Here is a 23,605-nt window from a genome sequence, read left to right on the forward strand (position 1 = left end):
GTTCACAGTGGACCGGTACCTACTCAGGCTCCGGTTCGCGCTTGCTCACGCAGCGCCGATCGAACCGCAATCTTGGAGCGAACCGCAAGTCCGGCCCGCAACGCGCCCCGCAACGGTGCCTGCCACCAGTGCGGATGCCGGTCCGCCTGGAAGCGGTAGGCGCTGGCGTGGTGGGCGGGCAGCATCAATTCGGGATGCTTGCCCGCGGCATGACCCTTGGCGTGGGTCACCTCGGCGTCCGGGACGAATACATTGTGCCAGCCGGCCTTGCCCATGCGGTCACCGAAGTCCACGTCCTCCATGTACATGAAGTAGCGCGAGTCGAAACCGTCGATGGTGTCGAAGGCGGCGCGGCGCACCAGCAGGCAGGAGCCGGACAGCCAGCCGACCACCCGCTCGGAGATCTGCTCGTTCTCCTGGCGGTAGCGCACCGACCAGGGGTTCTTCGGCCAGACCGAGCCCAGGATCGCGTGCCCGGCGCCATCGGCCAGGCCGGGGACCCGGCGTGCGGACGGGTAGATGCTGCCGTCGGGCTCACGAACCATCGGCCCGATCGCGCCCGCCCGCGGCCAGCGTGCGGCGGCTTCGAGCATCTTGTCGATGGAGTCGACGCCCCAGCGGATGTCCGGGTTGGCCAGGATGACGAATTCGATGGACGGATCGATCTCGGCGACGGCCCGGTTGATTGCGCCGCCGTAGCCGATATTGCCGCCGGTGTGCAGCAGCGTCACGTGCGAGTTGGCCTCGGCGACGAGTTCGGGGACGCCGTCGGTCGAGCCGTTGTCGGCCAGGATCACCTGCGGCTTCTCGCTGGTCGCGTCGGCGAGAGTGGTGATGAAGTGCTCGAGGTGCTCACCCGGTGAATAGGTCACCGTGACCACGGCAAGGCCGGCGGTGGCTGGAGAATCGGCTGCGTCTGCTGCGTTCACGACTGCGGAGCCTAGTCGGACAACCGGCGCAGTGTGTCGGTGAGTGCGATACGCCAGGGGCGCAGCGGGGTGAGGCCCGCCGCGTTCCAGGCGGCGGGGGACAGCACCGAATACGCCGGGCGCGGTGCGGGTCTGGGGAATTCGCTGGACGCGCACGGCAGTACCCGGTTCGGGTCGGCGCCCAGGTCGGTGAAGACCGCCGCGGCGAGGTCGAACCAGGTGGCGGTGCCGGAATTGGTGGCGTGCAGCACACGGGGGGCGTCGGGGCGGGTGCTCAATTCGAGCAGGCCCGCGGCGAGATCGGCGGCGCTGGTGGGAGAGCCGAGCTGGTCGTTCACCACGGTGACGGTGTCGCGTTCGGCCTCCAGCCTGCGCATCGTCGCGACGAAATCCCCCTCGACACCGGAATAGACCCAGGCGGTGCGCACGACCTGGGCGCCCAGCGCGAGCACCGCCTGCTCACCGGCGAGCTTGGATCGGCCGTAGACGGTGCCCGGTCCGGTGGGGTCGTCGGGTTCGTACGGGGTGCGCGCGGTCCCGGGGAAGACGTAGTCGGTGGACACGTGGATCAGCCGCGCGCCCGCCGCGGCGCAGGCGGCGGCCAGGACGCCCGGTCCGGTCGCGTTGGCGGCGAAGGCGGCGTCGACGTCGGTTTCGGCGGCGTCGACCGCGGTGTAGGCCGCGCAGTTGATCAGTACGGCCCCCGGGGTGAGGACGGCGTCGACGGCGGCGCGGTCGGTGATGTCGAGTTCGGCCCGCCCGAAGCCGCGCGCCTCGGGTGCCAGGCGCAGGATCTGTCGCCCCAGCAGACCATGTGCGCCGGTTACGATCAGGTGAGCGGGGGCGGGGAAATCGACGTTCACGCGGCCAGTCTGGCACGCCGGGGCACGTGCGGTTGGGCCCGAGTGTGGTAACTGTTGGTTAGCCTGTGATGGCCGGTGTCCTCGGACGAGCCCGGGTTAACGACAAAGGCGGAGTTTGCCGGGGGAAGAGCGGGCCGGGCGCGGAGTTCGTCGAGAGGATGCACGAGTGCGAGAGTCGACAAGACCGGTCAGCGCGCCTGCGGGCACCTTCGGTCCGGCCAAACTGATGGTGGCGATTTCGGCGGTGCTGGTGCTGGCACTCACCGGATTCGCTTGGCGCAGTGTCGATAACCTGATCGCCAACATCGACCGGATCGGCGGCCTCGGCCTCGGCGGTGAGCGCGACGGCGCTGTCGACATCCTGCTCGTCGGCGTCGACAGCCGCACCGACGCACACGGCAACCCGCTCACCAACGCCGAACGCGCGATGCTGCACGCGGGCGACGAGGTGGGCACCAACACCGACACCATCGTGCTGATCCGCGTGCCCAACGACGGCCGCTCGGCCACCGCGATCTCCATCCCGCGCGACTCCTACGTCGATGTCGGCGGCCAGGGCAAGGCCAAGATCAACTCCGCGTACGGCTCGACCAAGGAGACCGAACGCGCCGAACTGCTCGCCGACGGCAAGTCCGAGGCCGAGGCCGAGCGTGAGTCGACCAAGGCGGGCAGGCAGGCGCTGATCAAATCGGTCGCGACCCTGACCGGCATCACCGTCGATCACTACGCCGAGGTGAGCCTGCTCGGCTTCGTGCTGCTCACCGACTCGGTGGGCGGTGTCGAGGTGTGCCTGAACCAGGCGGTGGACGAACCGATGTCGGGCGCGGACTTCCCGGCCGGGCGTCAGCGGCTGGACGGTCAGGAGGCATTGAGTTTCGTGCGCCAGCGCCACGATCTCGAACGCGGTGACATCGACCGGATCGTGCGTCAGCAGGTGTTCATGGCGCAATTGGTCGGCCAGCTGCTCAACGCCAAGACCCTGGCCAATCCGGGCAAGCTCAGCGAGATCAGCGAGGCGGTCGGGCGCACCGTCGTGCTCGACGACGACTGGGACGTGCTGGCCTTCCTACAGCAGCTCAAGGATCTGTCCGGTGGCAAGGTGGAGTTCGAGACCATTCCCGTCTCCGACCTCAACAGCATGACCTCGGCCGGAGAGTCGGTGGTGAAGGTCGACCCGAAGACGGTGCAGAGGTTCGTCGCCGGTCTGGTGGGGGAGGAGAAGAAGGAAGAGGAAGACACCGCTCCGAAGATCGATACCTCGACCGTGACGGTGAACGTGCTCAACGCGGGCGGCGCCACCGGACTCGCGGGCAAGGTGTCCACTGCCCTGACGGGAAAGGGATTCCGGGAAGGCACGGTCGGCAACTACACCGGCGGCAGCGTGAGCTCGAGCCGCGTGCTGGCCGCCGACGCCGACGACCCGAAGGCGGCGGCGGTCGCGCAGGCGCTGGGTGGCTTGACGGTGGTCGCCGACAAGACGGTGTCGGCGGATACAGTGAGCGTGGTGTTGGCGAGCGACTATTCTGGTCCCGGCTCGGCCGCGGCAGGCATGTTCGATCTCGACGCGACATCCTCGGCGACCGCGACACCGATACCGCCCGCCCCGCCGATCGACGCAGGCCAGAACGGACCGAAATGTGTGAATTGACCCATGCGTGAGCCGAATTCGACCCTGACCGACGCCCTCCTCGACCCCATTCTCGAACGTGATCCCGCCGGACCACGCGTCACCTGGTACGACGACGCCACCGGTGCGCGGATCGAATTGTCCGGGCTGACCCTGGCCAACTGGGCCGCCAAGACCGCGAACCTGATCCGCGACGAATTCGCGCTCACCCCGGGCGCCAGGGTCGCGGTGCTGTTGCCCGCGCACTGGCAGACCGCCGCGGTGCTGCTCGGTTGCTGGTGGGCCGGCACCGAGGTGGTGCTCACGCCCGATCCCGACGCCGACCTCGCGCTGGTCACGCCCGACCGGCTCGACGACGCCGACGGTGTCGACGAGGTGGCGGTGCTGTCGCTGGACGCCATGGGGACGCCGGTGCGCGACCTGCCGGTCGGAGTCACCGACTTCGCGACCGCGGTGCGCGTGCACGGCGATCAGTTCCTGCCCGGTGGATTTCGGGCCGCGCTCGACGGCCTCTCGGTGCCGGAAGTGCTGACGATGGCCCGGAAATCTGCTGCGCTGCAAGATTTTTCCGCTGGCGACCGAGTGCTGTCGAGTACGCCGTGGGAGACGGTGGAGGAGCTGATCGACGGCTTCGTCGCGGTGTTGTTCGCCGGGGCCTCGCTGGTGCAGGTCGTCAATCCCGATCCCGCCGGTGTCGAACATCGGGTCGTCACCGAGAAGGTGACCGTCCGGCGCTGACTCCTACCCAGGTATAGGTTCGGGTCCACCTGGGGGACGTGTCGCGTGTCACACCCCGTCCGTACTGTGGAAGTAAGACTTCGGCAGAGTGGCAGGGGTGGCGATGATTGCGAAATACTGGGTTCGATGGTCGGCCGAACACGGGGCGCCGCGCGCGATTCTTCGCTGGCAGGCGCGTCGCGGCGATCCGTTCTCGACGTTGCTCAGCGGTCAGCGGGGCCTGCACGATCCGTATCCACTGATCGATGAACTGCGTGGTCGCGGCGGATTGATCAAGACGTCGGTGTCCTATGCCACGTTCGATCACGCGCAGGTCCGAGCGATTCTGCGTGCCCCTGAATTCGGTGTGCGCCCTGCCCTCAACGCGGATCTGCCCGCCGCGTGGCGCAAGCTCGCCGGGGTGGTCACGGTGCCGCCCAACCCGGTCGAGCCGCCGTCGATGCTGGTCCTCGACCCGCCGGAGCACACCCGGATGCGCAAGCCGGTGGCGTCGGCGTTCACCCCGCGCGCTATCGCTCGGCTGCGCGAGCGCGTGGAGGTGGTCACCGCCGAACTGCTCGAGGCGATGCCCGCGAACGGCTCGGTCGACCTGATCACCGATTTCGCGGCCAGGGTGCCGATCGCGATCATCGCCGACATGCTCGGCTTCCCGCCCGCGGACCGCGAGATGTTTCTGCGCTGGGGCGACAAAGTGACCCCGTTGCTCGATCTCGGCACCTCATGGCGAACCTATCGGGCCGCGATGACCGCGATCGAGACCATGGACGACTACCTGGCCGACCACATCGCCACGTTGCGTCGCGCACCGGGCGAGGACATCCTGTCCACCCTGGTCCGCTCGGGTGATCTGAGTCTGCGGGAACTGCAGGCGGGCGCGAGTCTGCTGATGGGCGCCGGTTTCGAGACGACAGTGAACCTGATCGGCAACGCGGTCGCCGCGCTGTCGGCCCATCCCGATCAGCTCGCCCTCGCCCAGGACGATCCCGAACGCTGGCCCGACGTGGTGGAGGAAACGCTGCGGTTCGATCCTCCCGTCCAGACCACCGCGCGCCAGACGCTCGAGGATGTCGAGATCGATGGTGTGCGAGTGCGGGCGAACAGTACGGTGATCCTGTCGCTGGCCGGGGCCAACCGCGACCCGGCGGTCTTCCCTGACCCGCACCGCTTCGACATCGACCGCCGTAATGCCAAGGAGCACTTGGCGTTCAGTAGCGGCGTGCACTCCTGCCTGGGTGCGAGCCTGGCCAGGATGGAGGCGGTCCACGCCCTGCGCGCGCTCTACACCCGCTATCCGAATCTGCGATTGCGCGGCGAGCCGGTCCGTCGAAACCTGTTCACGCTGCACGGTTTCGAGCACATGCCGGTCGACCTGGGTCCGGTCGCGCGTATCTCGGCCCCCGATGACCTGGCGGGGGCGTCCCGTCCGGCCTGAGTCCGGTGCTCACCGGTCGTCGGCCGGACTTTCGCGCCTGCCCGCACCGGGCCGAGCCCGGGTGCGCGGCTATGAGCTCGTACGCCAGCGGTAGCGGGTCTTCGGCCGGCCGGCCCGGCCGTAATCGGCGCGACGCTCGGCCAATCCGTCGTCGGCGAGCTTCTCGAGATACCGCCATGCCGTGATCCGCGAAACACCAACGGCCGCCGCGGCATCGGTGGCCGTGATGCCGGATTCGGCCGCGCGTACCGCGCGCGACACCTCTTCGAGGGTGTGCTGGACAACGCCTTTCGGCGCACCGGCCTTCTGGTCGGCGGTGCGCAGCGCACCGAGCGCGCGGTCGATGTCGTACTGCGACAGGGCCGCCTCACCCGCGGGCAGCGCGGTGTCGAAACCGCGGTAGCGTTCCAGCTTTTCCCGGAACGCGGCGAAGGTGAACGGCTTGAGCAGGTACAGCACCACGCCGTGCGCCACCGCGCTGCGCACCATGTTCAGCTCGCGCGCCGAGGTGATCGCGATGACATCGGGGCGCGGCTGGAGTCCGTTGAGCGCGGCGGCCACATCGAGGCCGCTGATGTCGGGTAGGCCGATGTCCATCAGCACCAGATGGAACGGATTGCCGTCGGCGATCGCCTCGGCCGCCACCCGCAGCGCGTCGCGTCCGGTGTGGACGACCCCACCGGTGACGAAACCGTCGAGCCGTTCGAGATAGGCCCGATGTGCCTGGGCGATCAACGGCTCGTCCTCGACGATCAGGACGCGGATCATGGTGTCTCCCTCAGCGGAATGCGAACGATGACCGCGCTGTGTGGTGCGGCCGTGGTGGTGATGGTGCCGCGATGTCGATCGACGAGGCGGTGCACCAGCGCGAGGCCGAGGCCCGCGTGGTCGGATTTCGTGGTGTAGCCGCGTTCGGCCGCCCGCGAGAACATCTGGGCCGACATGCCGGGTCCGCTGTCGGACACCTGGACCCACAGCGCGCCGTCACGATGGCACACCGACACCTCGACGCGCTTGTCGACGGTGCCCGCCGCCGCGTCGATCGCGTTGTCGATCAGGTTGCCCGCCAGGGTGACGGTCTCGTGCGCGGACAGTGGATCGGTGGAGTCCAGCGCGGTGTCCTCGCTGATCGCCAGGCTCACGCCACGTTCGGCGGCCTGGTCGACCTTGCCGAGCAGCAGCGCGGCCAGCGCCGCGTCGCCGACGGCGGCCAGCAGCCGGTCGATCAGCACCTGCGAGAGCTGGAGTTCCGCGGTCGCGAAGGCCACCGCTTCCTCGGGGCGGCCCAGCTCGACCATCGTCACCACGGTGTGCAGCCGGTTGGCCGCCTCGTGCGCCTGCGCGCGCAGCGATTCGGCGAAGCCGCGCACCGAGTCGAGTTCGCCGAGCACCGTGCGCAGCTCGGTCTGATCGCGGATGGTGAGCACGGTGCCGATATCGCGGCCCTCCCAGCTCACCAGGTCCTGGTTCACCAGCAGGATGCGGTCGGTGGTCACGTGGGTCTCGTCGCGCACCACGCCCCCGCTCATCTGCTGCAGCGAGACCGGCAGGTCGCTGCGCAGGACCGGACCGTCGGGCAGGTCGAGCAGCGTGCGCGCCTGATCGTTGACTACCTCCGCGGCCTCGGATTGGTCACCGAACACCACCAGTCCCTCGTGGACGGAGTGCAGTACCGCGTCGTGGTGCTCGTAGAGCGCGCGTAGTTCGTCGGGGGCCAGACCGTGGGTCTGGCGGCGCAGCCTGCGGCTGATCAGGAACGACGACAGCGCGGCCAGCGCGAGACCCATCGCGGCGACGCCGAGGATCAGTGGCAGCTGGGAGGCGACCTGGGTGCTGATCTTGGCTCGGGTGACACCGGCCGAGACCAGCGCGACCACCCGGCCGTTGTCGTAGACCGGGGTGACCGCGCGGATCGAGGGGCCGAGGGTGCCGGTGAAGGTCTCGGTGAGGGTCTGGCCCGCCAGGGCGCCGTCGATGCTGCCGACGAACGGCTTGCCGATCAGGTCGGGGTTGGTGTGGGTGTAGCGGGTGCGGTCGGGGGCCATCACGACGATGAAGTCCATGCCGGTGGCCGCTCTGATCCGCTCGGTGGTCGGTTGCAGCAGTCCGCTCGGGTAGGGCGAGTTCACCGCGGCCAAGGTCGACGGCGACCGCGCCACCGTGACCGAGACATCTCTGACCTGCATCTCCGCGGCCAGGTCATGGTCGCGCCGGGCATCGAGCACGGCCAGGATCGTGCCGATGGCGATCAGCAGCGCCAGCACCACCAGCTGCCATACGAAGGCCTGTCCCGCGAGCGACAGTCGTCCTCGTCGCACCTCTTGCCTCCGACCTGGATTTCTCGAACGTTATGCGCAGATATGAAACTTATGGACCAAAGTGACGGCCGTCACAATAGTTGCTCATGCTCGTCGGCATGAGTGATACCACCGCAGCGCGGAAACGCGACCATACCCACTGGCTGTACATCGCGGTGATCATCGCCGTCGTGGCCGGCGTCGTTGTCGGCCGGGTGGCCCCGGAATTCGGTCAGTCACTCGCGCCGCTGGGCACCGTGTTCGTGAACCTGATCAAGATGATGATCGCACCTGTCATCTTCTGCACGATCGTCCTGGGCATCGGTTCGGTGCGCGCGGCGGCCACCGTCGGCAAGGTGGGTGGGCTGGCCATCGGCTATTTCCTCGCGATGTCGACGGTCGCGCTCGGCATCGGGCTCGTGGTCGGCAACCTCATCGACCCGGGCGAGGGCCTGAACGTCGGCGCCACCGGAGTGGGCGCGAAATACGCCGATCAGGCGCACAGCGCGGGCGGTACCTGGGACTTCATCCAGAACATCGTGCCGACCACGCTCGTGTCCTCGCTCACCGCGGGCAGCGTGCTGCAGGCGCTGTTCGTCGCGCTGCTGGTCGGGTTCGCCGTGCAGGCGATGGGCGCGGCGGGCGCGCCGATCCTGCGCGCGGTTTCGCTGGGCCAGAAGCTGGTGTTCCGGATCCTGTCGATGATCCTGTGGCTGGCGCCGATCGGCGCGTTCGGCGCGATCGCGAACGTGGTCGGCCGCACCGGCTGGTCGGCGGTGGTGCAGCTGGCGACGCTGATGATCGCGTTCTATCTGACGTGCCTGGTGTTCGTGTTCGGTGTGCTCGGCGTGATCCTGCGGATGGTCTCGGGCGTCTCGATCCTGAAGCTGTGCCGCTACCTGTCGCGTGAGTACCTGCTGATCGTGGCGACCTCGTCGTCGGAGTCGGCGCTGCCGCGCCTGATCGCGAAGATGGAACACGCGGGGGTCGAGCGCACCACCGTGGGTGTTGTGGTCCCGACCGGGTATTCGTTCAACCTCGACGGCACCGCCATCTACCTGACCATGGCCTCGATCTTCATCGCCGACGCCATGGGCAAGCCGCTCGAGCTCAGTGAGCAATTCGGCCTGCTGCTGTTCATGATCATCGCGTCCAAGGGCGCCGCGGGCGTGACCGGCGCCGGCCTGGCCACCCTCGCCGGTGGACTGCAGAGCCATCGTCCCGACCTGCTCGACGGCGTCGGCCTGATCGTCGGCATCGACCGCTTCATGTCGGAAGCCCGTGCGCTGACCAACTTCTCGGGTAACGCGGTGGCCACCCTGCTCATCGGCACCTGGACCAAGACCGTCGACGCCGACCGGACCCGGCGCGTGCTCGATCGTGAGCTGCCGTTCGACGAGGAGACGATGGTCGACGACCACCTCGACAACCACGTCGACGACCATCGCGTCGACATCACGAAACCTGTTCCGGCCCAGGTGGTCGACGCGCAGTGAGACAGCCGAAAGGCCCCGCGACGAGATCGCGGGGCCTTTCGGCGGTGTCGGATCGTTCAGTTCCTGGGCCGGCTAGATTCGGGACCACTTGCCGGGGTTGAGGTGGAACTGCACCAGGGCGGTGGCATGACCGTGGCCGAGGCCGTGCTCGGACTTCAGCCAGGTGACCAGGGCGGTGTGCCCGGTCGGCTCGGCCGCGTCGAGCAGGGCGAACCACTCGTCGACGGTGCGCCCGTACTTGGTCTCGATGGTGGGAAAGTAGGACGCGGGGCCGTGCGGCGCGTTCGCCATGGTGGTTCCTCCTCGACAGGTGATCGTTATCGGTGGAGACGGTGCGGCGGTGCGGAATTCATCGCTGCCGGGGTCATGCCGCGACGAGTGCGTGATCGGTGGTGGTCGAGCGCCGTTCGCGGATCAGCAGTACGCCGGCGAGCGCGACGAGTACGGCGGTGAAGCCGTGGACGCCGAACGCGATGGCGGTGGAGCCGTGCCAGCTCAGGACGGTGGCCATGTCCCCGAACGGGGTGAGCGAGGTGGCCAGCATGGCGACGCCGAGCGCGAAGCGCTGTTTGGTGGCCAGCAAGCCGAGGATCACCAGGCCGCTCACTACGTCGCGGACGCCCTTGAGGTTCAGGAAGGCCACCGCGTCGCCCTCGGGTACGGCGGGGAGGCCGAAGCCCGCGGCCGTCATCTCCGGGGCGATGAGGTAGTTGATGCCGACGTAGATGATGAACAGGCCGCCGAGCAGGGAGAGAGCGGTGGCGATGCGCGAGGTGGTCATGAGGTGCTCCTGAATCTTGTTGCTTGCTCTGAAATCTAGCGGCGCTAGGTGTTGAGAGAACAATAACCTGATCCTCGCTATCTTGTCTAGCGTTGCTAGAATATCGAGCATGAGCACTCAGCAGCGCAAGGAACGCGAACGCGCCGAACGGCATCAGCGGATCATCGACACCGCGCGCGAGATGGCCGAAGCGGAAGGCTGGGACGCGGTCACCATCCGCAAACTGGCCGACCGCATCGAATACAGCCAGCCCGTGCTCTACAGCCATTTCGCGAACAAGGCGGCCATCGTCGGCGCCGTCGCCCTGCAGGGCTGCGTCGAGCTCGCCGAGCAACTGAAGCAGGCCCGCGAGGCGGCGACCACCCATTCCGAGGTGATCGCCAACGTCGCGCGCGCCTACCTCGACTTCGCCACCGCCAACCCGGCCCGCTACGACGCCATCTTCCAGCAGAAGACCGACCTCAACTTCGGCCTCGACGCCCCGCAGCCCCTGCGCGACGCCTTCGCGGGCCTGGAAGCGATGTTCTCCCCGTATGCGGAGGGCGACGATCTCGGTGCCCGCACCGAAGTGGCCTGGGCCTCACTGCACGGCCTGGCCACCCTCGACCGAGGTGGACGGCTACGCCCCGAACTGCGGGAACGACGCCTCACCCTGCTGGTCGACGGGACCAGCGAGGCGACAGCCGATCCGGCCTGAGCGAGGCGACGGCGCGTCGAACCGGCTGGGTGACCCAGCGCACCTGGACGGGCTCGTCGCTCCGCGTAGGTTGGAGGCAACGATGCAGGTCGGCAGAGCGGGGCGAGGGCGAAGGGACGGCGGATGGCGGAAGTCGTAGTAGTGGGGTCGGGGCCGAACGGTCTTGCCGCGGCCGTGATCGCCGCTCGCGCCGGGTTGTCGGTGCGAGTCCTCGAAGCGCAGGAGCAGGCGGGCGGCGGTTCGCGCACGGCCGAGCTGACCCTGCCCGGATTCCATCACGACATCTGTGCGGGCGCGCATCCGATGGCATTGGCATCACCGTTCTTTCGGGCTTTCGACCTCGAGGCGCACGGCGTCGACCTGCTCACCCCGACCGTCTCCTACGCGCACCCCCTCGACGGCGGGATCGCCGGATTGGCGTGGCGCAACATCGAATCCACCGTCGCCGACCTCGGCCGTGACGGTCGGCCATGGCGCGACCTGTTCGCGCCGCTGGTCGAGCACTGGCCCGATGTCGTCGACCTGGCCATGTCGGATCTGCGGCACCCGCCCCTGCGCGTCGGCACCGGCATCAAGTTCGCGACCCGTCTGCTCGAACAGGCGTCCCCGCTGTCGGACAGCCGTTTCAGCGGTGACGTCGCGCCCGCGATGTTCAGCGGGGTGGCCGCCCACGCCATCACCTCACCGCGCGCCTTCCCCGCCGTGGGCGCGGCCCTGCTGCTCGGCACTCTCGCGCACGCGGGTGGCTGGGTGATCCCGCGCGGTGGCAGCCAAGCCATCCCGAACGCGATGATCGCCGAGATCGAACGTCTCGGTGGCGAGGTGCGCACCGGGCACCGGGTCGACGATTTCGCCGAACTCGCCACCGCGCGCACGGTGCTGTTCGATACCTCGCCCGCCGAACTCCTTCGCATCGCCGGTGACCGTCTGCCCTCGCGATACCGCAACAGCCTCGGGCGTTTCCAGTACGGCAATGCCGCGTGCAAGGTCGACTTCGCCCTGTCGGGACCGGTGCCGTGGGCCGCCCCCGGCGCCGACCTGGCGGGCACCCTGCACCTGGTCGGCACCAGGGCGCAGGCGATGCACGCCGAACACCAGGTCGCCACCGGCACTTTCGCCGATCAGCCCTTCGTACTGGCCATTCAGCCCGGCGTGGTCGACTCCACCCGGGCGCCGGAGGGGCAGCACACCCTCTATACCTACGCCCATGTCCCCAACGGCACCGATCGCGATATCAGCGATCAGGTGATCGACCAGGTCGAACGTTTCGCGCCCGGTTTCCGCGACCTGATCCTGGCGAAACACGTGACACCGGCGGCCTTCATGCCCGCGCACAACGCCAACTACATCGGCGGCGACATCTCGGCAGGCGCGATGACCACGCGTCAGACCCTGTTCCGGCCGCTCGCTCGCTGGAATCCTTACTCCACCCCGATTCCGGGCACCTACCTGTGCTCGTCATCGACTCCACCGGGTCCCGGTGTCCATGGGATGCCGGGCCTGCACGCGGCGCATCACATGCTGCGCAACCGATTCGGCATCGTCACCGACCCGCTCGACCTGTTGCGCGGCGAGGCGCCCGCCTACCGGTAGGGCTTCATCGGTGCGTCGTGGATCTTGTCGGGCTCGAACACATCGGGCTCGAGGTAGATCGTGCACGTATTCGGCACTGCGGCGTGAATGCGGTCGTCCGCGGCATCGATCACCTCGGCGACCTGGGTGATGTCGAGGCCCGCGTGCAGCGCGATCTTGGCGTTGATCAGCAGATCCTGGGGCCCGAGGTACTGCGTCTGCATCCGGATCACGCGCTCGATCCGCGGATCGGCCAGCAGCGCCGACCGAATCGCGGTGTCGTCCTTGGCCGTCGCGCCCTCACCGATCAGCAGACTCTTGGTCTCCACGATCAGGATCACCGCGTTCACGCCGAGCAGGATGCCGATGAACAGCGTGCCGACACCGTCCCACACCGGGTTGCCGGTGAACACCGACAGACTCACCCCGGTCAGGGCGAACAGCAGGCCGATGATCGCGCCCGCGTCCTCGAGCAGCACCACGGGCAGTTCGGGATTGCGGGTGTGGCGGATGAAATACCACCACGAATTCTTGCCCTTCAGCGGCGCCGACTGCTTGCGCGCGGTACGGAAACTGGCGCTCTCCAGCACCAGCGACACCCCGAGGATCCCGATCGCCACCCAGGCCGACACGATCTGCTCCGGGAACCGGATCTTGTGGATCGCCTCGTTGATCGCGAACAGCGACCCCATCACGAACAGGACGAGCGCGACGACGAACGAATAGAAATACCGATTGCGCGAATACCCGAAGGGGTGCAGCGTATCCGCGGGCTGGTCGGCCCGATTGCGGCCGACCAGCAGCAGCGCCTCGTTCCCGGTATCGGCCACCGAGTGCACCGCCTCGGCCAGCATCGCCGACGAGCCGGTGATGAACGCGCCGATGAACTTCGCGACCATGATCCCCGCGTTCGCCCCGAGTGCGGCGAGGATCGCGATCTTGCTGTCTCCACCTTGCTCGGCCATATCGGAACGCTACCGCCGACACCGAGCCACGCACCGACCCCGGCACCGTGTCGTCGGCCCGGCGTTCTCGGCGCGCCTCCGCCTCTGGACTGAGCGGAGGGTGCGACGAAGGAGTGCCCGGAGGGAGGGAAGAGGCGGAGTCAAGCGCCGAGAACCGCGGCTCCAGCCGCTATTTAACCCTGTACAGGTCGGGTTCCAGGTAGATGAGGCGGGCGGTGGGGACTGCTGCGCGCACGCGCGTCTCGGCGGCGTCGATCGCTTCGGCGACATCGGCGATGTCCAGGTTCGGGGCGAGGGCGACCTTCGCGGCGACCAGCATCTCGTCCGGGCCGAGGTACTCGGTCTTGAGGTGGATCAGCGAGGTGATCCTGGTGCCGTCGACCAGGTTCTCGCGGATCGCCCGACCCTGTTCGGGGGTGGCGCCCTCACCGATGAGCAGGCTCTTCATCTCCACGATCAGCACGATCGCGATGATGCCGAGCAGGACACCGATCGACAGGGTGCCGATGCCGTCGAAGATCGGGTCGTCGGTGGCCATGGTGAGCCCGACGCCACCGAGGGCGAGCACCAGACCGATCAGCGCGCCGGTGTCCTCGAGCAGCACCACCGGCAGTTCGGGGCTGCGCGAGTTGCGGATGAACCGCCACCAGCTCGCGTTGCCCTTGAGTGGCTTGGATTCGCGCACCGCGGTGAGGAAGCTGAAGGTCTCGAGGCCGATCGCGATCACCAGGATGACGATCGCGACGATCGGCTGACTCAGCTCCTCGGGGTGCTGGATCTTGTGGATGCCTTCGTAGATCGCGTACACCGAGCCGAGGGTGAACAGCACCAGCGCCACGACGAACGAGTAGAAGTAGCGATTGCGGCCGTACCCGAACTGGTGCAGCTCGTCGGCATCCTTGGCGGCGGCACGCTGGCCGAACAGCAGCAGGCCCTGATTCGCGGTGTCGGCGACCGAGTGCACGCCCTCCGCCATCATCGAGGCCGAACCCGTGATGAACGCGCCGACGAACTTCGCCACCGCGATCCCCGCGTTGGCCGTCAACGCCGCGACGATCGCCTTCTTGCCACCACCAGCCGACATGCCGGCCCGCCCTTCTGTTCACTGAACACGACTCGCCACAGCCTAATCGGACACAGCGGCGAACCGGTCATCAGTCCCGTGCGGCACGGCCGCGGCGAAGGCGGTTCAGTTGTCGCCGACGCAGGCGCTGAACAGCTGGGCGGGGCCGCGCAGCGCGCGCGCCTTGATGTCGGTGTCGGTAGCGGAGATCCAGGCCGCGCTGCCACGTTCGACGATGAGCGTGTGCCCGTTCTCGGAGAGTTCGAGCGTGCCCGCCGTGCACAGCACGATGCCGGGGCCCGCGTCGGCGAGCACGACCGGCTCGTCGTCGGCGCTGAGGTCGAAACGGCACAGGGCGAATTCCGGTGCGGGCGTGCGGTATCGGATACCGCCGTCGCTACTGGGTTCGGGTTCGATCACCGGCAGGTCGATCGGCTCGAAGTCCAGCACCCGCAGCAGTTCTGGCACGTCGACGTGCTTGGGGGTGAGCCCACCACGCAACACGTTGTCGGAATTGGCCATGATCTCCACGCCGACCCCGCGCAGGTACGCGTGCAGATTGCCGGCCGCGAGGAACAGCGCCTGGCCGGGTTCCAGGGTCAGCCGGTTGAGCAGCAGCGCGGCGAGGACACCCGCGTCGCCGGGGTAGACCTCGGCCAGTTCGAGCGCGGTGCGCACCTCGGCGGTGAACTCGCGCGCGCCCTTGGCCGACAGGTAGTTCACACAGCCCTCGAGCACCGTGGGCAGCAGCTTCGACAGCACGGCGGGCGGCAGTGTGATCCAGGTGGTGAACAGGGTGCGCAGACCGGCCGAATCGGGCTGGGCGGCAAGCAGTTCGGCGTAGATGTTGAGGCCGGGAACATCCAGCGCGCGCAACAGGTCGACGGTGCGGTGCGGATCGCGGAACCCGGCCAGCGCTTCGAAACGTTCGAGTGCGACAACGAGTTCGGGCTTGTGGCTGTCGTCGCGGTAGTTGCGCAGCGGCGAATCCAGTGCCACGCCGGTGCGGTTCTCGCGTTCGAAACCGGTACGCGCCTGCGCCGAACTCGGGTGCGCCTGGAGCGAGAGCGGTTCCTCGGCGGCGAGGATCTTCAGCAGGAACGGCAGCCGGGCGCCGAAAGTGTCGGCCGCTGCTCCCAATTCACCCGCCGGGTCGGCCATGAGGACCTCGAGCAGTGAACGTGTGCCCGAGCCGGTCTGCACGTGCGCGGGATCGGCGGGGTGCGCGCCGAACCACAGTTCGGCTTCGGGATGGGCCGATGGCACCGGCCGTCCGCACAGCTGAGCGAGCGCGGTGCGCGACCCCCATGCGTAAGAACGCAGCGCACCAACGAGTTCCTGCACTAGTAGCGTCCCCCGTCGTATCGATCCGGTTCGGGCGCGGCGGCACCGCGCGCACCGGTGAGTCGAAGATAGGCCGCGGCCATGTCGAGCCGCAGCGCGAGCACAGCGAGTTGCTCGAGTTCACTGCCGTGTCCGCCCCCTGCGGCGGAATCGGCAGCGGTGCGTTCGATCGCGGGTGCGGCGCCGGGGTCGGCGAGCTGGGATTGCAGCACGTCGACATCGGCGTGGACGAGATCGGCGTCGACCAGGCCCGCGCCCGCGCCTTCGAAGACCGCGAGCTTGCGCCGGGCGGCGGCCTGATCGGGATGCACGCTCAAGGCCAGCACCCGGACCCGGTCGACCGGCGCGGGACCGTCGAGTTCCTCGTCATGGAACAGCGGATCGAAGCCGGGCGCGGTGCCGCCGGTGGCAGCGGCCAGGCGCCCGACCGCGGCGACGGCGTCGGCGAGATCGGCGGCCGAAGCCAACCGGCCCGCGGATTGCAGCAGCACTTCGGCGCCGTGACCGGCCAGTTCCACCGCGGCGGGCGAGTCGCCCGCGAGGACGACACCCACCCCGTGCATCCGCGCGGCGAGGGTCTTGGCCGGGTTGTGGAAGACCTCGTTGGTCGGGCCGTCGCGCAGTGCTTCGGCGTCGAGCATGTCGGCCAGCGCGGTGAGATCGGGCGTGGCCGGGCCGCTGCGCTGGGCGTCGACCCCACGCAGGACGGCGATGCCGACGGCGAGGAAACGCAGCAGCCGATTCTGGTCGAGAACGGGCACCCGCGGTTCGAGCACGATCGCGCGACCGGCGGCGACCGCGCGCAACGGACCCTCGTTGGGCGCGGCGATCACCACCTCGGCACTGCGGCGCAGCGCACGGTCGACGGCATCGATCAGCCGCGGGTCACCCGCGTCGTCGCCGGCCACCAGGACCACGTCCAGCGGACCGACCCACGGCGGCAGCGCGGTGACGGGCACGATCGGCAGCCCGGCCCGATCGCCGAGCGTGGCGACGAGCAGTCCGGCCGCGCGCGCGGCGCGACCCGATCCCGAGACCAGCACCAGGCTGCGTGGGCGCAGGTCGGAGAGCCGTTCGATGAGCGAGGTTTCGGCGACCGCCGCCGCGGTGGCCCGCACCTGGGCGCCGCCGGAGGCCGCCGAGCGCAGGGCGCCGCCGGTGTCGGCCGCCGCCAGTGACTCGGCATCGTCGAGGTCGAATACCGGTGTTCCAGCGATCATCGCCGAATCCACCTCCCCTCATCGCGCTGTGTCGTCTGTGACTCCACTATTCCAGCCGGGCACCGGCAATGCTCGTGATCTGCCGTCGCCGAATACCGGGCATGTGATTCCACGGGTACTGGTTTCATCTTCCCAGTCAGGCGCGGACGATGCTCAGGATCTCGGTCACGAGTGCGTTTACATCGTCGCGCGATCCGGCCTCGACATTGAGTCGAAGCAGCGGTTCGGTATTCGATGCGCGCAGGTTGAACCAGGCGTGGTTGCCCAGGTCGACCGTGACGCCGTCCATCCGGTCCACCGACTCGGTGCGGTCGGCGAACGCGGCGAGCACGGCGGCGGTGCGGTCGGCGGCGTCGGCGACGGTCGAGTTGATCTCGCCCGAGGCGGCGTACACGTCGTAGGCGGCCATCAGGTCCGAGACCGTCCGCTCGCCCTCGCCGAGCGCGGCCAGCACGTGGAGCGCGGCCAGCATGCCCGAGTCGGCGCCCCAGAATTCGCGGAAGTAGTAGTGCGCGGAGTGCTCGCCACCGAACACCGCGCCGGTCGAGGCCATCTCCTGCTTGATGAACGAGTGGCCCACTCGCGTGCGCACCGGCTTGCCGCCCAGCTCCTCGACCAGCTCGGGCACCGCGCGCGAGGTGATCAGGTTGTGGATCACGGTCGCGCCCGGCTCCTTGGCCAGCTCACGCTGCGCCACGATCGCCGTGATCGCCGACGGCGACACGGGCTCGCCGCGCTCGTCGACGACGAAGCAACGATCGGCGTCGCCGTCGAAGGCCAGGCCGATGTCGGCGCCGCTGGAGCGCACCAGTGCCTGCAGGTCGACGAGGTTCTTCGGGTCGAGAGGGTTGGCCTCGTGGTTGGGGAACGAGCCGTCGAGTTCGAAGTACAGCGGCACGATCGTGATCGGGCCCAGGGTGCCGAGGACGGCGGGCACGGTGTGGCCGCCCATACCGTTACCGGCGTCGACCGCGATGGTGAGCGGGCGGATCTCGTCGAGGTTCACCAGTTCGCGCAGGTAGTCCGCGTAGTCGGCGAGCAGATCGGTGCTGGTGGCGGTGCCGGGCGCGCCGTCGTAGGCGGGCACACCCTCGATCACCTCGGCCGCGATGGTCGCCAGCCCGGTGTCCTGCCCGACGGGCAGCGCGTTCGCGCGGCACAGCTTGATGCCGTTGTACTCGGCCGGGTTGTGACTGGCGGTGAACATGGCGCCGGGACAACCGAGCTTGCCCGAGGCGAAGTAGAGCTGGTCGGTGGAGGCCAGACCGATGTGCACCACATCGAGGCCCTGGGCCCGCACGCCCTGCGCGAACGCCTCGGACAGCGCGGGGGAGGATTCGCGCATGTCGTGGCCGATCACGACCCGGGTGGCGCCTTCTTCGCGCATCAGACGCGCGAAGGAAGCGCCGACATCGCCGACGAACGCCTCGTCGATCTGTTCGCCCACCACCCCGCGGACGTCATAAGCCTTGATCACGGCATTCACGAGTTCGCCAGAGCGCGCGAGGGTCGTCATGGGGCTAACCCTAGCGGGCTGCGCCGACTCTTCGGGATCCTGGCCGGACTAGCTACGGATCCGGCAGAACCCGTAGGTGGCCGCGGCGGCCCGTGCGCGCGGTGCGGGGGGCCGCGGCGGCGTTGTCGCGGTAGCCCGGCTGGTCGGCTTCGGCGGCGGGGCGGCGGCGCAGGCCCGCTTCGCGGACGGCTTCGGCCAGCGCGGTGAGGTCGTCGTCGTCCGGGGTGCTCGAGGAGAAGCCGCCTTCGTGGCGGACCAGTTCCCAGCCCTTGGGCGCGGTGATGCGGCAGGCGTGCGTTTCGCAGAGATCCCAGGAATGTGGTTCGGCGACGGTGGCCAAGGGTCCGACGACAGCGGTCGAGTCGGAGTACACATAAGTCAGCGTCGCTACAGCCGGGTTCTTGCAGCCGGGTCGGCAGCAACGACGCATAGGGATCACGACGTCGAGATTAGCCCTCCGCGGCCCGAAAGTGGATACGGACACGCCCTAATGGGCGAAGGCGGAGGTACGCATGATCGGCACGGCCGCGCAGCGTTCGTCGGTCTCGAGCGCACGGCCGGAGCGAAGGCGGAGGTACGCCTATTCCGGTTCGGGATCGATCAGATCGGGGTCTACACCGAGGTAGGTCGCGATCTGCTGGACGAGGACCTCGCGCAGCAACTCGACCAGATCGTCGGGATCGGCGGCCCGCAATTCCAGCGGCTTGCGGAACAACACCACTCTGGCGCGAGTGGCCGCACCGTGCCGGTCGACGCCCGCGGGGATCAGCCGCGACAGCGGCACCGGACCGTCGGCGACCACCTCGTCCGGCCAGGTGACCGAATCAGGATGCAGTGGACGGATTTTCGGCACATCGTCGACGGCGATATCGAGCTTGGTGAGGCGATCGTGCCAGCGGGTGTCCAGTGGGGCGAACGCCTCGAGCACGAGCCGATCGAATTTCTGGCCCCTGGTGCGCCACGCGGGCACTGTCGGCGGAAGCATGGGGCCTCGGACTCCGCGGCCGCGGCGGGTCACCGAACGAGCGGTGGGTGCCGGAGAATGACGCCGGGAACGTGCCATGGGTCTTTCACCTCTCTCGCCTGCACCGTGAAGATCAACAAGGGCGTTCGCCCGGAGACACCGACGTACTGCGCCTGCGTGGCTCCGGGCCAGGCCTGGAGAGAGTCTACTTTCGAACAGTCACTTAACCGATTCCGCGCTTCAGCCTGCGACGCTCTCGTTCCGAGAGACCGCCCCAGATGCCGAAGCGTTCATCATGTGCCAGTGCGTATTCCAGGCACTGGTCACGTACTTCACAGCCCAAGCAGATTCGCTTGGCCTCACGCGTCGAGCCGCCCTTCTCGGGGAAGAACGCCTCGGGGTCGGTCTGAGCGCAGAGGGCACGTTCCTGCCACTGCTCTTCGATCGACTCGAACATTTCGTCGAAGCCCGTAACGACCAGACTCAGCCGGGGAGCCGCGACTTCGCTTACCACGTCCGGTTCCTGCCAGCTCATGTCAGCGCAGACAGCGTGAGCTGCGCCTGCTGTGGAATCGGTCGGCGAGACCAGATCTTCGGTCATCGTTCCGCCTCCTCACTATGTGTTAGCGCAGAATGATTCTTTCCGTCGGTCCGAATGAGATCTCCGACGGCCCAACACCGCGACGTAGTCTCGCGGGCTTCCCCGAGCCTGCCTTCCGGCGAGTGGGAACCTTCTCGCAAACGTCCCCTGCGCTGTGTCCTCGCGCCGTGGCCGTTTCCGGCGACGTGGAACCCTCTCGCAAACGCCCCCGCGCTATGCCCTCTCGCGGTGACCGGAATGACATGTCTGTGATTAGACACGCCGCACTTGCCGGTGGTCAACCCGCCGTCACCCTTCCGTTACACTCCGCACCCGCCTTTCGTGTTGATCTTGTTATGTGCCGTGGCAAATGACCAGCAACTTCGCTGTAATTCGGCGCGGAAGCGACGGGCAACCGTCACTCACTAGGCTGTGACCCTGTGACTGCACAACACGCGGTGCGCGAGCCCAAGATCGCCGTTCTCGTCGGCGGTGTCGGCGGTGCCCGGTTCCTCCAAGGCGTCCGGCAGCTGCTGCCCGAAGCCGACATCTCGGCCATCGTCAACGTCGGCGACGACGTCTGGATGCATGGCCTTCGCATCTGTCCCGACCTCGACACCTGCATGTACACCCTCGGCGGTGGCATCGACACCGAGCGTGGCTGGGGCCATGCCGACGAAACCTGGCACGCGAAAGAGGAGCTGGCGAAATACAACGCCCAGCCCGATTGGTTCGGCCTGGGCGATCGCGATATCGCCACCCACCTCATTCGCACCGAAATGCTGCGTGCCGGATATCCGCTGTCCGCGGTCACCGAAGCGCTGTGCAATCGCTGGCAGCCGGGGGTGAAGCTGATTCCGGCTACCGACGATCGCTGCGAAACCCACGTGGTGGTCAGCGATCCCGACAATGCTGGCGAACGTCGCGCGATCCACTTTCAGGAATGGTGGGTGCGGTACCGCGCGGCGCTCCCGACTCACGGATTTGCCTCGATCGGCGCCGAGCAAGCCTCGCCGGCGCCGAATGTGACCGAAATCATAGGCTCCGCTGACGCCGTGTTACTGGCCCCGTCCAACCCTGTCGTGAGCATCGGCGCGATCCTCGCCGTGCCCGGAATCAGAGGCGCGCTACGCACCAGCGAAGCCAAGGTGATCGGGCTCTCGCCGGTGATCGATGGAAAGCCGTTGCGAGGCATGGCCGATGAGTGTCTGACCGCGATCGGCGTGGAGTCCACCGCGGAGGCGATCGGCCGCCACTACGGCGCCCGCTCGGCCACCGGCATTCTCGACGGGTGGCTGGTGCACTCCACCGACTCCGCCGATGTTCCCGGCGTGGAGGTGCGCAGCGTTCCGCTGTTGATGACCGACCCCGAGGCCACCGCTGAAATGGCGCGCGCCGCATTGGAATTGGCGGGAGTGAAGGTATGAGTTCGCAGACGAACGACACCGGCGGCGCGTTGCCCGACCACGCCGCCGACGAGTTGCGGATCCTCCCGGTGACCGGGTTGCCGGAGTTCCGGCCCGGCGACGACATCGCCGAACATCTTGCGGCACAGGCACCCTGGCTCGCCGACGGCGACATCATCGTGGTCACCAGCAAGATCGTGTCGAAGGTCGAGGGGCGCATCGTCGTCGCGCCGGTCGACCCCGAGGAGCGCGACACCGCTCGTCGCAAGCTGGTCGAGGACGAAGCCGTGCGGGTGCTCGCGCGCAAGGGCCGCACCCTCATCACCGAGAACCGGCTCGGCATCGTGCAGGCGGCCTCCGGGGTGGACGGCTCCAACGTGGCCGAGGGCGAATTGGTGCTGCTGCCTGTCGATCCCGACGGCAGCGCGAAGTCGCTGCGCACCGCGCTCGCCCAGCGGCTCGGCGTCGACGTGGCCGTGGTCATCACCGACACCATGGGCCGGGCCTGGCGCAACGGGCAGATCGACGCGGCCATCGGGTCGGCCGGGCTGCGGGTGCTCCATGATTACGCCGGCTCGGTGGACGGGCAGGGCAACGAACTGCACGTCACGCAGGTGGCCGTCGCCGATGAGCTCGCCGCCGCCGCCGATCTGGTCAAGGGCAAGCTCGGCGGAGTCCCGGTGGCGGTGGTGCGCGGGCTGCGGACCGACGACGACGGGTCGACCGCGGCGGCACTGCTGCGCGGTGGCATCGACGACCTGTTCTGGCTCGGCACCGCCGAAGCGCTCGAGCAGGGCCGCAAAGAGGCTGTGCCGCTGCGTCGTTCGGTGCGCGCGTTCACCACCGAGGCGGTGGACCCGGAACGGATCCGCGCCGCCGTGGCGGTTGGCCTCACCGCGCCCGCGCCGCACCACACCCGCCCGGTGCGCTTCGTCTGGCTGCGCAAGGCGACGCTGCGGACCCAGCTGCTCGATGCCATGACCGAGAAGTGGAGCGAGGACCTCACCGCCGACGGGCTCGACCCCGAACGCGTGCGGCGTCGGATCGCGCGTGGCCGAATCCTTTTCGACGCGCCGGAAGTGATCATCCCGTTCTGCGTGCCCGATGGCGCCCACGACTATCCCGACGCTCGTCGTCAGGCGGCCGAGCAGACGATGTTCACGGTGGCCGTCGGCGCGGCGGTGCAGGGGCTGCTGGTGGCGCTGGCCGCCGACGGCCTCGGCAGCTGCTGGATCGGCTCGACCATCTTCGCGCCCGAGATCGTTCGCGAGGTCCTCGGGCTCGACGAGGACTGGATGCCGCTGGGCGCCATCGCGATCGGTCATCCCCTGGAGGAGCCGGTGGTGCGCACCGTCGGCTCGCCAGGAGCGGGCCTGGTGGAACTGTGAGCGCGGAGTCGCTGCACGCGTCGGCGACCGAGTTGCTCACGCACTGGGAACCGGAGGCCCGCGCGGATCACTCACTGCGCGAAGCGATTCTGGCCTTCCTCGGCTCGGCTCCCCGCGGGTGTCTGCGCGAACACGCGCCCGGCCACATCACCGCGTCGGCGATCGTGTTGTCGCACGACCGTCGCGACATCCTGCTCACCCTGCACCCGCGCGTCGGTCGCTGGATCCAGCTGGGTGGTCATTGCGAACCCGATGACAAGACCGTGCAGGACGCGGCGCTGCGGGAGGCGGTGGAGGAATCCGGCATCCCCGACCTGATTCTCACGCCGGGTCTCTACGGCGCGCAGGCGCACCCGATCACCTGCTCGCTCGGCGTGCCGACGCGGCATCTGGACCTGCTCTTCGAGATCGTGGCGCCCCCCGGTGCGGTGCCGGTCCGCAGTGCCGAATCGACCGATCTGCGGTGGTGGCCGGTCGACGGGCTACCACCGGGCGCGGACGTGCTACTTCCGGTCAGAGGCCGAATGTAAAGGCCCCTGAAAAGGTCACTGACCTGTAACGACGGCGACCGTGTCCAGTTCGGGCACGGTCGCCGTCCGCGTTATCGAGTCGTCACCGCTTTACAAATTGGCCAATTTGTCTAGACAGCGGACGCATCCGGACATATCGTCTGTGACAGAGAGTTACGCACATCACACGTGTGAGATGTGCCTCGGGACTGGAGACG

General features: G+C 68.4%; 23 protein-coding genes. 9 read left to right on the forward strand and 14 right to left on the reverse strand.

Annotation, left to right across the window (positions count from 1 at the left end; all coding sequences use genetic code 11):
- Nucleotides 1-23: 23 nt before the first annotated feature.
- Both ACWDXS_RS09100 and rfbD read right to left on the reverse strand, forming a co-directional pair.
- Entirely contained in the window at nucleotides 24-929 is a 906-nt protein-coding gene (locus ACWDXS_RS09100) for a glycosyltransferase family 2 protein (protein WP_379317961.1), read from the reverse strand.
- Nucleotides 930-940: 11 nt separating this feature from the next.
- Complete coding sequence (gene rfbD / locus ACWDXS_RS09105) at nucleotides 941-1,792, reverse strand: dTDP-4-dehydrorhamnose reductase (protein ID WP_387447540.1); 852 nt, start codon at nucleotides 1,790-1,792, stop codon at nucleotides 941-943.
- A gap of 226 nt (nucleotides 1,793-2,018) precedes the next feature.
- Between rfbD and ACWDXS_RS09110 the strand changes: the two genes are divergently transcribed.
- The 3 genes from ACWDXS_RS09110 to ACWDXS_RS09120 all read left to right on the forward strand — a co-directional run bounded on the left by ACWDXS_RS09110 (nucleotide 2,019) and on the right by ACWDXS_RS09120 (nucleotide 5,589).
- Nucleotides 2,019-3,440 (forward strand): LCP family protein, encoded by a 1,422-nt coding sequence (locus ACWDXS_RS09110; RefSeq protein ID WP_378993568.1) that lies wholly within the window; start codon nucleotides 2,019-2,021, stop codon nucleotides 3,438-3,440.
- A 3-nt stretch (nucleotides 3,441-3,443) separates the two neighbouring features.
- Nucleotides 3,444-4,157 carry a TIGR03089 family protein gene (locus ACWDXS_RS09115; RefSeq protein WP_379317333.1) on the forward strand — a complete coding sequence of 238 codons (714 nt, stop codon included), beginning with the start codon at nucleotides 3,444-3,446 and terminating at the stop codon, nucleotides 4,155-4,157.
- A gap of 103 nt (nucleotides 4,158-4,260) precedes the next feature.
- The gene (locus tag ACWDXS_RS09120) at nucleotides 4,261-5,589 is read left to right on the forward strand and encodes a cytochrome P450 (protein WP_378993569.1); all 1,329 of its coding nucleotides are present in this window, start codon (nucleotides 4,261-4,263) and stop codon (nucleotides 5,587-5,589) included.
- Between the two features lie 69 nt (nucleotides 5,590-5,658).
- Here ACWDXS_RS09120 and ACWDXS_RS09125 read toward each other — a convergent pair whose 3' ends face one another.
- On the reverse strand, nucleotides 5,659-6,357 hold the full coding sequence (locus ACWDXS_RS09125; protein WP_378993508.1) for a response regulator: 699 nt from the start codon (nucleotides 6,355-6,357) through the stop codon (nucleotides 5,659-5,661).
- Nucleotides 6,354-7,907, reverse strand: a complete 1,554-nt coding sequence (locus ACWDXS_RS09130; protein ID WP_378993509.1) for an ATP-binding protein — start codon at nucleotides 7,905-7,907, stop codon at nucleotides 6,354-6,356. Before ACWDXS_RS09130 ends, ACWDXS_RS09125 begins: the two co-directional genes overlap by 4 nt.
- Nucleotides 7,908-8,005: 98 nt before the next feature.
- On the opposite strand from ACWDXS_RS09130, the gene ACWDXS_RS09135 reads away from it, so the two are divergent.
- Nucleotides 8,006-9,382, forward strand: a complete 1,377-nt coding sequence (locus tag ACWDXS_RS09135; protein WP_449963879.1) for a cation:dicarboxylate symporter family transporter — start codon at nucleotides 8,006-8,008, stop codon at nucleotides 9,380-9,382.
- Nucleotides 9,383-9,454: 72 nt separating this feature from the next.
- Here the strand turns inward: ACWDXS_RS09135 and ACWDXS_RS09140 are convergent, their stop codons facing one another.
- Both ACWDXS_RS09140 and ACWDXS_RS09145 read right to left on the reverse strand, forming a co-directional pair.
- Complete coding sequence (locus tag ACWDXS_RS09140) at nucleotides 9,455-9,673, reverse strand: DUF4287 domain-containing protein (protein WP_378993511.1); 219 nt, start codon at nucleotides 9,671-9,673, stop codon at nucleotides 9,455-9,457.
- 73 nt (nucleotides 9,674-9,746) lie between these two features.
- Entirely contained in the window at nucleotides 9,747-10,163 is a 417-nt protein-coding gene (locus ACWDXS_RS09145; protein WP_449963884.1) for a DUF4267 domain-containing protein, read from the reverse strand.
- Nucleotides 10,164-10,272: 109 nt separating this feature from the next.
- Here ACWDXS_RS09145 and ACWDXS_RS09150 point away from each other — a divergent pair, with 109 nt between their 5' ends.
- Complete coding sequence (locus ACWDXS_RS09150) at nucleotides 10,273-10,860, forward strand: TetR/AcrR family transcriptional regulator (RefSeq protein ID WP_378632549.1); 588 nt, start codon at nucleotides 10,273-10,275, stop codon at nucleotides 10,858-10,860.
- Nucleotides 10,861-10,983: 123 nt separating this feature from the next.
- Nucleotides 10,984-12,453, forward strand: coding sequence for a phytoene desaturase family protein (locus ACWDXS_RS09155; RefSeq protein ID WP_449963888.1), 1,470 nt, complete (start codon nucleotides 10,984-10,986; stop codon nucleotides 12,451-12,453).
- On the opposite strand, the gene ACWDXS_RS09160 is transcribed toward ACWDXS_RS09155, so the two are convergent.
- The 8 genes from ACWDXS_RS09160 to ACWDXS_RS09195 form a co-directional block, all read right to left on the reverse strand.
- The gene (locus ACWDXS_RS09160) at nucleotides 12,444-13,397 is read right to left on the reverse strand and encodes a cation diffusion facilitator family transporter (RefSeq protein WP_449963891.1); all 954 of its coding nucleotides are present in this window, start codon (nucleotides 13,395-13,397) and stop codon (nucleotides 12,444-12,446) included. The genes ACWDXS_RS09155 and ACWDXS_RS09160 overlap by 10 nt on opposite strands.
- Before the next feature lie 169 nt (nucleotides 13,398-13,566).
- The gene (locus ACWDXS_RS09165) at nucleotides 13,567-14,481 is read right to left on the reverse strand and encodes a cation diffusion facilitator family transporter (RefSeq protein WP_378993515.1); all 915 of its coding nucleotides are present in this window, start codon (nucleotides 14,479-14,481) and stop codon (nucleotides 13,567-13,569) included.
- A gap of 105 nt (nucleotides 14,482-14,586) precedes the next feature.
- Nucleotides 14,587-15,804 (reverse strand): mannose-6-phosphate isomerase, class I, encoded by a 1,218-nt coding sequence (gene manA / locus ACWDXS_RS09170; protein WP_378993516.1) that lies wholly within the window; start codon nucleotides 15,802-15,804, stop codon nucleotides 14,587-14,589.
- Nucleotides 15,804-17,024, reverse strand: coding sequence for a tobH protein (locus ACWDXS_RS09175; protein WP_449963896.1), 1,221 nt, complete (start codon nucleotides 17,022-17,024; stop codon nucleotides 15,804-15,806). The genes manA and ACWDXS_RS09175 overlap by 1 nt, the downstream gene beginning before the upstream one ends.
- Before the next feature lie 136 nt (nucleotides 17,025-17,160).
- On the reverse strand, nucleotides 17,161-18,540 hold the full coding sequence (locus ACWDXS_RS09180; RefSeq protein ID WP_378993518.1) for a phosphomannomutase/phosphoglucomutase: 1,380 nt from the start codon (nucleotides 18,538-18,540) through the stop codon (nucleotides 17,161-17,163).
- 52 nt (nucleotides 18,541-18,592) lie between these two features.
- Entirely contained in the window at nucleotides 18,593-18,970 is a 378-nt protein-coding gene (locus tag ACWDXS_RS09185) for a DUF3499 domain-containing protein (protein WP_378652435.1), read from the reverse strand.
- 150 nt (nucleotides 18,971-19,120) lie between these two features.
- Nucleotides 19,121-19,603, reverse strand: a complete 483-nt coding sequence (locus ACWDXS_RS09190) for a metallopeptidase family protein (RefSeq protein ID WP_194826429.1) — start codon at nucleotides 19,601-19,603, stop codon at nucleotides 19,121-19,123.
- Between the two features lie 124 nt (nucleotides 19,604-19,727).
- Nucleotides 19,728-19,961, reverse strand: coding sequence for a WhiB family transcriptional regulator (locus ACWDXS_RS09195; protein WP_133733920.1), 234 nt, complete (start codon nucleotides 19,959-19,961; stop codon nucleotides 19,728-19,730).
- Between the two features lie 563 nt (nucleotides 19,962-20,524).
- Between ACWDXS_RS09195 and cofD the strand changes: the two genes are divergently transcribed.
- From cofD to ACWDXS_RS09210, 3 genes are read left to right on the forward strand one after another with little or no spacing between them, the layout of a single operon-like run.
- The gene (gene cofD / locus ACWDXS_RS09200) at nucleotides 20,525-21,511 is read left to right on the forward strand and encodes a 2-phospho-L-lactate transferase (RefSeq protein ID WP_378993519.1); all 987 of its coding nucleotides are present in this window, start codon (nucleotides 20,525-20,527) and stop codon (nucleotides 21,509-21,511) included.
- On the forward strand, nucleotides 21,508-22,878 hold the full coding sequence (locus ACWDXS_RS09205) for a coenzyme F420-0:L-glutamate ligase (protein WP_449963902.1): 1,371 nt from the start codon (nucleotides 21,508-21,510) through the stop codon (nucleotides 22,876-22,878). Before cofD ends, ACWDXS_RS09205 begins: the two co-directional genes overlap by 4 nt.
- A complete protein-coding gene (locus ACWDXS_RS09210) occupies nucleotides 22,875-23,408 on the forward strand; it encodes an NUDIX hydrolase (protein ID WP_378993521.1) in 534 nt (177 codons plus the stop codon). Before ACWDXS_RS09205 ends, ACWDXS_RS09210 begins: the two co-directional genes overlap by 4 nt.
- The last annotated feature ends 197 nt before the right edge of the window (nucleotides 23,409-23,605 follow it).

The organism is Nocardia sp. NPDC003183, assembly GCF_053590715.1.

Excerpts from the sequence above, each read along its gene's own strand:
- ACWDXS_RS09110 (WP_378993568.1), top strand. The coding sequence starts at position 2,019 with ATGGTGGCGATTTCGGCGGTGCTGGTGCTGGCACTCACCGGATTCGCT.
- ACWDXS_RS09115 (WP_379317333.1), top strand. The coding sequence starts at position 3,444 with ATGCGTGAGCCGAATTCGACCCTGACCGACGCCCTCCTCGACCCCATT.
- ACWDXS_RS09120 (WP_378993569.1), top strand. The coding sequence starts at position 4,261 with ATGATTGCGAAATACTGGGTTCGATGGTCGGCCGAACACGGGGCGCCG.
- ACWDXS_RS09125 (WP_378993508.1), bottom strand. The coding sequence starts at position 6,357 with ATGATCCGCGTCCTGATCGTCGAGGACGAGCCGTTGATCGCCCAGGCA.
- ACWDXS_RS09135 (WP_449963879.1), top strand. The coding sequence starts at position 8,006 with ATGAGTGATACCACCGCAGCGCGGAAACGCGACCATACCCACTGGCTG.
- ACWDXS_RS09140 (WP_378993511.1), bottom strand. The coding sequence starts at position 9,673 with ATGGCGAACGCGCCGCACGGCCCCGCGTCCTACTTTCCCACCATCGAG.
- ACWDXS_RS09145 (WP_449963884.1), bottom strand. The coding sequence starts at position 10,163 with ATGACCACCTCGCGCATCGCCACCGCTCTCTCCCTGCTCGGCGGCCTG.
- ACWDXS_RS09150 (WP_378632549.1), top strand. The coding sequence starts at position 10,273 with ATGAGCACTCAGCAGCGCAAGGAACGCGAACGCGCCGAACGGCATCAG.
- ACWDXS_RS09155 (WP_449963888.1), top strand. The coding sequence starts at position 10,984 with ATGGCGGAAGTCGTAGTAGTGGGGTCGGGGCCGAACGGTCTTGCCGCG.
- ACWDXS_RS09160 (WP_449963891.1), bottom strand. The coding sequence starts at position 13,397 with ATGGCCGAGCAAGGTGGAGACAGCAAGATCGCGATCCTCGCCGCACTC.
- ACWDXS_RS09165 (WP_378993515.1), bottom strand. The coding sequence starts at position 14,481 with ATGTCGGCTGGTGGTGGCAAGAAGGCGATCGTCGCGGCGTTGACGGCC.
- ACWDXS_RS09175 (WP_449963896.1), bottom strand. The coding sequence starts at position 17,024 with ATGATCGCTGGAACACCGGTATTCGACCTCGACGATGCCGAGTCACTG.
- ACWDXS_RS09180 (WP_378993518.1), bottom strand. The coding sequence starts at position 18,540 with ATGACGACCCTCGCGCGCTCTGGCGAACTCGTGAATGCCGTGATCAAG.
- ACWDXS_RS09185 (WP_378652435.1), bottom strand. The coding sequence starts at position 18,970 with ATGCGTCGTTGCTGCCGACCCGGCTGCAAGAACCCGGCTGTAGCGACG.
- ACWDXS_RS09190 (WP_194826429.1), bottom strand. The coding sequence starts at position 19,603 with ATGGCACGTTCCCGGCGTCATTCTCCGGCACCCACCGCTCGTTCGGTG.
- ACWDXS_RS09195 (WP_133733920.1), bottom strand. The coding sequence starts at position 19,961 with ATGTTCGAGTCGATCGAAGAGCAGTGGCAGGAACGTGCCCTCTGCGCT.
- ACWDXS_RS09205 (WP_449963902.1), top strand. The coding sequence starts at position 21,508 with ATGAGTTCGCAGACGAACGACACCGGCGGCGCGTTGCCCGACCACGCC.